The organism is Candidatus Nanopelagicales bacterium (assembly GCA_018003655.1).
In the GTDB taxonomy this organism is placed as follows: domain Bacteria; phylum Actinomycetota; class Actinomycetes; order S36-B12; family UBA10799; genus JAGNDY01.
The window spans coordinates 1-2,674 of record JAGNDY010000164.1 but is presented as its reverse complement, the minus strand read 5'-3'; the positions used below and the strand labels follow the sequence as shown (position 1 = coordinate 2,674).

Here is a 2,674-nt window from a genome sequence, read left to right as displayed (position 1 = left end):
CCTACCGAATCGTCCACCACGGGCAGCGCAGGGACGCTGCCGGCGTTCTCCATCCGTTCAGCGCGGTGACCAGAACGTTCACCCTCGAATAACGACAACCGGACAGTGCGCATGCGCGACGCAGTGCTGACTCACCGAACCGACCAGCATGCCGACGAAGCCACCGTGGCCACGGTTGCCAAGCACCAACAGATCCGCCTCGCGGGACTGTTGGATCATGACTTCGGCCGGGTACCCCTGGACGACTTCGGCCTCGACATCGGCAGCGTTCTCGCCGAGTACCTCGACGAGGGACTCCCTGAGGGCATCGACTGCACTTTGTTCAAACGCGCTCGGGTCGTACGCCAACGCCGCCATGGGCGAGTAGGGCAACTCCCAGGCCATCACCGCACGGACGCGGGAGCCATTGAGCTGCGCATGGTTATAGGCCCACTTCAGCGCGGCTGCGCTCGATGCGGAACCATCCACCCCGACAAGTACGACGCCGCGCTCATTCGATTCGCTCACGGTGAACCCCTCCTGTAACTCAACTCCATCTTGTAACAGCAAATCCGCCGAGGGTAGGGCCGTTCGTCCTTGATGGCCGGACCCTCGACGGATTCGCCGATCCGATGGCTAGGCGTTGGCTGGAACGTCGGAGACCGCTTCTTCGGCTGGGCCCTCCGCGCGCCGCGCCGCTGCCCACAGACCCGCTGCGACGATGCCGCCAACGAGTGGTGCCGCGATGAACAACCACAACTGGCTGATCGCCGTACCTCCCTCAAACAGCGCCGGTCCGATGGAACGGGCCGGGTTCACCGACGTGCCATCCAGCGGAATACCCACGATGTGCACGGCGGTGAGTGCGACGCCGATGGCAACACCAGCCATCGACTGGGTAGCCCACTTGTCCGTGACCATGAGGATGACGAACACGAAGAGAGCGGTCAGCACGACCTCGAGGAAGAACGCACCACCCATGGAGATGTTCTTGCCGTATGCGTTGGTACCGAGACCACCGGTGGTGTCGACCACATCGAACTTCGACACCATGAGTTTCAGGGCCGCGCCACCAAGGATCGCGCCGAGAACCTGCGCGACCATGTAGAGCAACCCCTCGACGACCTCCATCTTGCGGCTCGTCATGAGCGCGATGGTGACAGCGGGGTTGACGTGGCAACCGGAGATACCCCCGAGCGCGTAGGCCAGGGCCATCAACACGAAGCCGAACGCGATCGCGACACCGAGCGTTCCAGAAGCTGGAACGAGGAAGTCGGCGTTCTGAGAGTCAAGACGGGCTACACCGATGCCAGCGACAGCAGCACCGACAGCCAGGAAAACCAAAGCGAATGTGCCGATGAATTCGGCAGTCAGTTTCTTCATCATGGGCACATATTGGAGCAAATCGATCTCGCAGGCATCTCGGGCGGTACCCGACACGCCGTGGCGATAGCCAAAACGGAGAGAATTGCGCGAATTACTAAAGCTAAAGGGCAGTCAGTGAGCCCATCGCGGCAACTACCGCGGCGACTTTGGGCACCTCGTGCGTGCGGATCACGCCGATGCCGCCGAGTTGAGCGAGCACGGTGAAGAAGGCCTCGGCTGAGCGGAACTGATCCTCAAAGAGGTCGAACGCGTGCGGAACAGCTTGGCAAATCGGCAGCCCAAGCCGGCGTAGTCGGAACGTGTTGAGCAGGACCCGGGTCTGGTGGCGGACGCGCACGCCGGGATCGACCAGATTGCCGTAGTAGAACCCCATACCTGGGTCGATGACGATCCGATCCACGCCAGCGGCGCGGGCAACTTCGATTCGTCCGGTGAAGTGCTCAAGGATTCCGGGAATGGGATCCTCACCAACCGTGGCGTCGGTGATCTCGCGAACGTTCTTGCCACCGACGTAGCAGAGCACGACCGTGGCATTGAACTCGCTGGCGAGTTGGTAGATCTCCTGGTGGTGATCGGTCCCCGTCAGATTAAGAATCCGGGCGCCAGCCTCAAGGCAGGCCCGGACGACCGCTGGTTCATACGTCTCGGCGGAGACGAGGATCCCGTCCGCGGTTAGCTGTTCGATCACGGGAACAAGCGCGGCGATCTGACCGTCGGTGCCAACTCTGCGCGCACTAGCCGTGCTCGATTCGGCGCCGACATCCACAAAGTCAGCACCTTGGGCAACCATCACTCGCGCTTTGCGGATTGCCGACTCACTGGATACGGCCACGCTCTCGCGGTAGGTCGAGTCGCGAGAGAGATTGATACAGCCCATGATCGCTGGACGAACGTCGACATCCCAGGCACGATCACCGACCAGTAGCGGACCGACCGGGATATCCAGGTCCTCGCGATAGGTGTCGGCCAGCGCTGCCAATGCCGAGAGCGTGAGCATCTGCCGAGCGTACGTCAGGTACTAGGCGGGAACACCGCGGCCGTTTGCCACGTATCGATTGAACAGAAAGCCTTCGTGCTCGATGGCGTGCACCAACTCGAACTTGAGTGGCGATTCGAGGGCCACTCCGGTCACAATCTGACCGCCGCCAGCAATCATGGGTGCGACGGAGATATCGGCCTCATCCACCAGACCGGCTGCCGACAATTCCCGCAGCAAGTGCGGGCCACCCTCGCAGACGATCCGGTGCAGGCCTCGCTCCTCCAACGCATCGATGAGCGCGACCGGATCAACTCGCTCGCCAGGCAAGGC

General features: G+C 62.3%; 4 protein-coding genes. All 4 read right to left on the bottom strand.

All coding sequences use genetic code 11. The annotated features are described in order from the left end of the window. Positions 1–78: 78 nt before the first annotated feature. Complete coding sequence (locus tag KAZ48_11810) at positions 79–507, bottom strand: universal stress protein (GenBank protein MBP7973476.1); 429 nt, start codon at positions 505–507, stop codon at positions 79–81. Positions 508–615: 108 nt separating this feature from the next. Continuing rightward, a complete protein-coding gene (locus KAZ48_11805) occupies positions 616–1,362 on the bottom strand; it encodes an aquaporin (protein ID MBP7973475.1) in 747 nt (248 codons plus the stop codon). A gap of 103 nt (positions 1,363–1,465) precedes the next feature. Next, on the bottom strand, positions 1,466–2,362 hold the full coding sequence (locus KAZ48_11800; protein ID MBP7973474.1) for a dihydropteroate synthase: 897 nt from the start codon (positions 2,360–2,362) through the stop codon (positions 1,466–1,468). Between the two features lie 21 nt (positions 2,363–2,383). After that, on the bottom strand, positions 2,384–2,674 hold a 291-nt coding region (locus tag KAZ48_11795; GenBank protein MBP7973473.1), incomplete at its 5' end, for a dihydrofolate reductase family protein.